This window comes from Streptomyces sp. I05A-00742 (genome assembly GCF_013055795.1).
Classification (GTDB): Bacteria; Actinomycetota; Actinomycetes; order Streptomycetales; family Streptomycetaceae; genus Streptomyces.
The window spans coordinates 58375-64858 of the sequence record NZ_JABETO010000032.1; the positions used below are offsets into that span (position 1 = coordinate 58375).

5 protein-coding genes and 1 pseudogene are annotated in these 6484 nt (G+C 72.5%); 5 read left to right on the forward strand and 1 reads right to left on the reverse strand.

The genetic code is table 11. The features are described 5' to 3' along the window. A pseudogene (locus tag HN013_RS33255) lies at positions 1-539 on the reverse strand (hypothetical protein); the annotation flags it as partial. Between the two features lie 287 nt (positions 540-826). On the opposite strand from HN013_RS33255, the gene HN013_RS24960 reads away from it, so the two are divergent. The 5 genes from HN013_RS24960 (at position 827) to HN013_RS24980 (ending at position 6214) form a co-directional block, all read left to right on the forward strand. After that, entirely contained in the window at positions 827-2464 is a 1638-nt protein-coding gene (locus HN013_RS24960) for a serine/threonine-protein kinase (RefSeq protein WP_171169944.1), read from the forward strand. A 79-nt stretch (positions 2465-2543) separates the two neighbouring features. Next, positions 2544-3755 carry a cyclic dehypoxanthinyl futalosine synthase gene (mqnC, locus tag HN013_RS24965; protein ID WP_171169946.1) on the forward strand — a complete coding sequence of 404 codons (1212 nt, stop codon included), beginning with the start codon at positions 2544-2546 and terminating at the stop codon, positions 3753-3755. Between the two features lie 12 nt (positions 3756-3767). After that, entirely contained in the window at positions 3768-4406 is a 639-nt protein-coding gene (locus tag HN013_RS24970; RefSeq protein ID WP_171169948.1) for an imidazolonepropionase-like domain-containing protein, read from the forward strand. 114 nt (positions 4407-4520) lie between these two features. Next, positions 4521-5117 carry a Uma2 family endonuclease gene (locus tag HN013_RS24975; protein ID WP_171169950.1) on the forward strand — a complete coding sequence of 199 codons (597 nt, stop codon included), beginning with the start codon at positions 4521-4523 and terminating at the stop codon, positions 5115-5117. 389 nt (positions 5118-5506) lie between these two features. Continuing rightward, positions 5507-6214: a demethylmenaquinone methyltransferase gene (locus HN013_RS24980; protein WP_171169952.1), complete on the forward strand. Its 708-nt coding sequence runs from the start codon at positions 5507-5509 to the stop codon at positions 6212-6214. Positions 6215-6484 lie beyond the last annotated feature (270 nt).

The following is a 6484-nucleotide window of genomic DNA, read 5'->3' on the forward strand; positions in this document are numbered from 1 at the left end:
TCCTTGATCAGCTGGGGGACGTCCTCGGTGAGCCAGGTGCCCATCTTGGGCTGGCCGGGGATGTCACTGCCGTCCCAGTAGACCGGGTCGGCGTCCCTGGGGTTGAGGACGGGCATCGCGATGATGAAGGGCTTGCCCGTGCCCTCCTTGGCCATCTTCGCGACGCTCGACTCCAGGCCGAGGTCGGTGCCCATCCAGTAGTTCATCGGGAAACCGGGGCCGCCGGGGAGGGCGATCAGTACCGGGAAGCCGCTCTTCTTGTACTTCTCTTCCTTGTACTCCTTGGGTGCCCAGACCCAGACCTTGCCGGTGAAGCCCGACTTCTTGCCGTGGTAGGTCACGACGCCGATCTCGGTGCCGTCGCCCAGGGTGTTGGCGTTCTTGAACGGGGCCGCCGGGCCCGTCGGCATCGCGACCTTGGAGTCGGACGCCTGGTCCGCCTTGCCGCCGTTGTTGCCCCCGGCCTGGCCACCGCCCTCGGGAATGTCCTGACCGAAGCTGACCGGGTCGCCCTTCTTGGAGAAGGGGCCGAGCTCCATGTACTTCAGGACACCGGTGGTTATCAGGCCGAGGACGGCTATGGAGGCCACCACTATGGCCCAGCGTTTCCCGCGGGAGGCCCGGCGGCCCTGTGACCGGTAGGACCCGTTCGAGTGCGTCATCGCGTCGCTCCGGACGATTCTGCTGCCCCGAAGGACATGACGGTTTGTTCCGTCCTAGGGGATGGGGAAACCGGGGAGGCGGGTTCCTGAGACAGCCCATGAATTGAGTCATAGCCTGAAAATCGGGGCCGGAGGGCCCCGGGTGGGGGGAGGCGAAGGTCCTGATGCGGCCGTTGCTGGAGGAAGATCCGCGCGCCGTCGGCCCGTACCGGCTCCTGGGGGTGCTCGGCGCCGGGGGCATGGGCCGGGTCTATGTGGGCCGCAACGCCGGGGGCCGGACCGTCGCCGTCAAGGTGGTGCACCCGCGGCTCGCCCTCGACGAGGAGTTCCGCTCCCGCTTCCGCCGCGAGGTGGAGACCGCGCGCCGGGTCGGCGGCGCCTGGACGGCCCCTGTCCTGGACGCGGACCCGGACGCGCCGGTCCCCTGGGTGGTCACGGGGTACGTGGCCGGGCCGTCCCTCGGCCAGGCCGTCGCCGACGTCGGCGCCCTGCCGGAACGGGCCGTACGCGTGGTGGGCGCCGGACTCGCCGAGGCGCTGGCGGCGGTGCACGCCCTGGGCCTCGTCCACCGGGACGTCAAGCCCTCCAACGTGCTGCTGCCCCTGGACGGCCCGCGCCTCATCGACTTCGGCATCGCCCGGGCCATGGACGGCTCCTCCTCCCTCACCGCCACCGGCATGGTGGTCGGCTCCTCCGGCTACATGGCGCCCGAGCAGGTGCTGGGCGACCCGCTGACCGGAGCGGCGGACGTCTTCTCGCTCGGCGCGGTCCTCGCCTTCGCGGCCGGGGGCGCGCCGCCGTACCCCGGGGAGCACCACGCGTCCGTCAACTACCGCGTGGTGCACGGCGATCCGGAGCTCGGGCCCGGGCTGACCGGGGAGCTGCGGGAGCTGGTGGCGGCCTGCCTGGCCAAGGAGCCCGCCGCCCGCCCGGCCCCCGCGGAGCTCGCGCGCCGGATCGCCGGGGGCCGGGCGGCGGGCGCCCTCGTGGGGCCCGGCTGGCTGCCCGCGCCGCTGGTGGAACAGGTCAGCCGGCGGGCGGTGGAGCTGCTGGGGCTGGAGGGCGGCGGGAGCGAGCCGGCCGGCGCCTTCGGCCCGGCGGTGGCGTACGCGCCGACGGAGTGGGGCGGGGGCCCGTCCCCGGCGGGCAACGGGTACGGGGCGGACGGCGCTCTGTACGGCGGCGTCCCGTCGGACGGGACGGGCGGCCCCCGCACTGCCGCGGCGACCTACGACGGGCTGCCCGGAGGGCCGTACACCGACCGAGGCCCCTACGGCGACCGCGGCGCCGCGCCGTCCGGGCCGGTGCCTTCGGCCCGGCGCGGCCGCCGGGCGGCCCTGGTCGCGCTCCCGGCGGCCGGGGTCGTGGTGGCCGTGCTCGCCGTGCTCCTCGGCCTGGGCGTGTGGCCCTTCGGGGGCGACGACGGGGGCGGTTCCGGGACGCGCGGGACCGTGCCGAAGACCTTCGTGGGCACCTGGACCGGCGGGGTCGTCCAGGGCGACGGGACGGCCAACGGCACGATGAAGACCGTCATCACGCAGGGGCGCACCGGCGAGTACGTCGTCCGGAACACCTACGACGTCCTGAACGTCTTCCAGTGCCGCAGCAAGGCGCGCCTGCGGTCGGCCACCGCCACGAAGATCACGCTCGTCGAGGAGAGCGACGGCCCGCAGCACGCGCTCTGCACCGGGGCCAGGGCGACCCTCGTGTACACCCGCGGCTCCGACGGCCGGCTCTCCTACAGATCCGACGACCGGCAGGGCGGCAGCCCCACGGCCACCCTCACCCGTGCCGGGGGCTGACCCCGGCCGCCCCCGGGAGTGTCCGACCCCTGGCGTAGGCTGGATCGGACTTCACGAACCCCCTCCGAAGGGACGCACGGTGACAGAGCACGCCGACCTCTCGCCCTCTGAGATCGCAGCCGTCCTCGACCGCGCCGCCGCCGGCGGCCGGATCACCCCGGAGGAGGCGCTCGTCCTCTACCGGTCCGCCCCGCTGCACGCGCTGGGCGCGGCCGCGGACGCCGTGCGGCGCCGTCGCTACGCGGGGACCGAGCACATCGCGACGTACATCATCGAGCGCAACATCAACTACACGAACTCGTGCGTCACCGCGTGCAAGTTCTGCGCCTTCTACGCCCCGCCGAAGAGCGACAAGGTCTGGACCCGGCCCCTCGACGACATCCTGCGCCGCTGCGCGGAGACCGTGGAGCTGGGCGGTACGCAGATCATGTTCCAGGGCGGGCACCACCCGGACTACGGCGTGGAGTACTACGAGGAGCACTTCTCGGCAATCAAGAAGGCGTTCCCGCAGCTCGTCATCCACTCCCTCGGCGCCTCCGAGGTCGACCACATGGCGCGGATCTCGGGCGTGAGCGCCGAGGAGGCCATCCGCCGGATCCACGCCGCCGGGCTGGACTCGTTCGCCGGCGCAGGCGCCGAGCTGCTGCCGGAGCGGCCGCGCAAGGCGATCGCGCCGCTGAAGGAGTCGGGCGAGCGCTGGCTGGAGATCATGGAGATCGCCCACAACCTGGGCGTCGAGTCGACCTCCACCATGCTGATGGGCACGGGCGAGACCAACGCCGAGCGGATCGAGCACCTGCGGATGATCCGCGATGTGCAGGACCGCACGGGCGGCTTCCGCGCGTTCATCCCGTACACCTACCAGCCCGAGAACAACCACCTCAAGGGCCGGACCCAGGCGACGATCTTCGAGTACCTACGGATGATCGCCATCGCGCGGCTGTTCATGGACAACATCGCCCACATCCAGGGCTCCTGGCTGACCACGGGCAAGGAGGTCGGCCAGCTCTCGCTGCACTACGGCGCGGACGACCTGGGCTCGATCATGCTGGAGGAGAACGTCGTCTCCTCGGCGGGCGCCAGGCACCGCTCGAACCGGCAGGAGATCATCGACCTGATCCGCAAGGCGGGCCGCGTCCCGGCGCAGCGCGCGACGACGTACGAGCACCTCGTCGTCCACGACGACCCGGCGAACGACCCCGTCGACGACCGCGTCGTCTCCCACCTCTCCTCCACGGCGATCGAGGGCGGCACCGCCCACCCCGAGCTGAAGCTCGTCGCCACCAACTGAGGCCCTCCTCCCGTGCTGACGATCCACGCCGCCGGGCTGCTGCTGACCGGTGACCCGGCGGTGGCGCCCGTGCCCGGCGGCGCCGTCCTCGTCGACGGCGGGTCGGTCGCCGCCCTCGGGCCGCTCGACGCGCTGACGGCGGCCCATCCGGCCGCCCGGGTCCGCCGCTGGCCCGGCACGATCACCCCCGGCCTCCTCCAACGACACGGCGCCCCCCTCCTGGAGCGCACCTACCACCCCGACCCGCGCGAGTCCGCCGAGCTCGGCCGCCTGCCCCTCACCGGCGACCGCCTCGCGGCCCTGGCGATGACCGAAACCCGCTGGGCGGGCAGCGCCCGGCGCGGGCTCCAGCGCATGCTGCGGTACGGCACGACGGCGCTCGTCGGGCCGTTCCGCGACCCGGTGGTGCGGACGGCTGTCGCACGGTCCGGGCTCACGGAGCTGCCGGGCACCCCGGCGGGGGAGCCGGATCTCGATCCGTTCCGTACGGCTCGCGGCTTGGCCGACGCGGTCGCCGTACCCCTCGCCGTGGGTGCGCGCGCCGATCTGGCGGTGTTCGACGTCCCGGACGAGGCGGGGTTGGCGGCGGCCGGCGCGGGCATGTGCGTGGCGACGGTGCTCCACGGCCGTCTGGCCTATCGGGGACGCTGACCACCGGTACGCCGTCAGCGTTCCGTCCAAGGTTCATCACCGCGGGTGGCAGTACCGTCGTACACAGGACCGCGAACCGCCCCGGCGTCCGCACTCTTGCCCATGGGAGCAGTGATGACCGCAGACCGGCTGGAGAAGGCCACTCCGGAGAACTGGATGTTCCCGCCTGCGGATGGCTGGGTGTACGCCCAGGTCAAGGATCTTGATCTGCCCTTCGACTGGGAACTTGTGGACGGAGTGATCGTGGTCCGGGGGCAGACCAAGCTGTGGCATGACATCGTGCGCGATGAGCTGCGCTTCCATCTTCGCCAGGCTTCTCCCGAGGAGTACCGCGTCAATGTCGAGCGCTGCGTCATGCTCGAGGACAAAACCGTCATCAAGCCCGACGTCGTCGTCTGCGACCGGAAGGAGCTCGACCTCCTCGGCGTCGAGTGCACGTCGGTCGACAAGGTGAAGCTGGCGGTGGAGGTGGTCTCGCCGGGCTCCCGTAGCGACGACGGGTTTCGCAAGCCGGCTCAGTTCGCCCAGGCGGGGGTGCCGTTCTTCTGGCGCGTCGAGCTGGAGGGCCAGGGCCTCGCGGTGCACGAGTACTGGTTGCCGGGCGGCGGCCATTCGTACGTCGCCGCCCCCCTGCACCCCGTGCACCGGGAGAAGCTGATGACCGAACTGCCGTTTCCTGTGGAGATCGACCTGACGGGCTTGCTCGAGTAGGACCAACCGGCCGTTCCCCGTCGCCATCGACCTGGCGAGCCTGATCGAGCCCTGAGCGCCCGTTCGTCAAAGGTCCGTACGGAGCGCCCGCCGCGGCGTCAGGGCGGCGTCAACGAGAACCGTCGCTTCCGTTTCCTGCGGCAGAGTGATCACCGCGGGCCGGCCGCTCCGGCCGCTCGCGGTGCGAGAGCCGAGGGCGCGTACCACCGGCACGGGCCGTACCGCCGACGGGCGGCGGCGGCCCCGGGGGACGTGGCCGGTGGTCCTGGGGGCGCGGGGGCCCGCAGGAGTGGGTGTGGTGCGCATCGCGGGATGTCGTTCACGGGGCGGCCGGTCCGTCCAGAGCCCCCTGTGCCGGAGGCGGAGGGGGAAGGTGAAGAATGGGGGGCGTGACCCGAGCCTCCCTGGACAAGCAGCCGCACGAAGTCGCCGCGATGTTCGACGACGTGGCGGCCAAGTACGACCTGACGAACGACGTGATCTCGCTGGGCCAGGCCCGGCGGTGGCGCAAGGACCTGGCGGCGGCCGTCGGGGGGCGGCCCGGGCAGAAGGTGCTGGACCTGGCGGCCGGCACGGGGACCTCGTCCATCCCGTTCAGCGCCGACGGGGCGTACGTCGTGCCCTGCGATTTCTCGCTGGGCATGCTGCGCGAGGGCAAGAAGCGGCACCCGTGGATGCCGCTGACCGCCGGTGACGCGACCCGGCTGCCGTTCGCGGACGGGGTGTTCGACGCCGTGACCATCTCCTACGGGCTGCGGAACGTGCAGGACACCGACGCCGCGCTGCGCGAGATGCTGCGGGTGACGAAGCCGGGCGGGCGCGTGGTGATCTGCGAGTTCAGCCACCCCACGTGGAAGCCGTTCCGCACGGTCTACACCGAGTACCTGATGCGGGCGCTGCCGACGGTCGCGCGCATGGTGAGCAGCAGCCCGGACGCCTACGTCTACCTCGCCGAGTCGATCCCGACCTGGCCCGACCAGCCGGCGCTCGCCGGGCGGATGCAGCGGGCCGGCTGGACGGACGTGGCGTGGCGGAACCTGGCGGGCGGGATCGTCGCGCTGCACCGGGGCACGAAAGCAGTCTCTTCCGGCAACTGACGTTCGGTAAGGTTCCGGCCCCGGCGCCATCTTCGCGGCCCGGACCTGCCGAGTTCCCGGAGCGCTCATGACGTCGTTCTGTCCGTCCTGTGGTTCTGCCTTTGTGTCGGATGCCCGCTTCTGTATGAAATGCGGTAAGGAGCGCCCCGGGGAGGGAGAGGCGGACGGCAGGGCTGCGGCGGGCGCCGCCCCGGTCCCCGCGCGGCCCGCCGCGCCACCGCCTCCGGCCGCCCCGCCGTCCCCGGCCGCGCCGCCACCGCCGTACGGTCC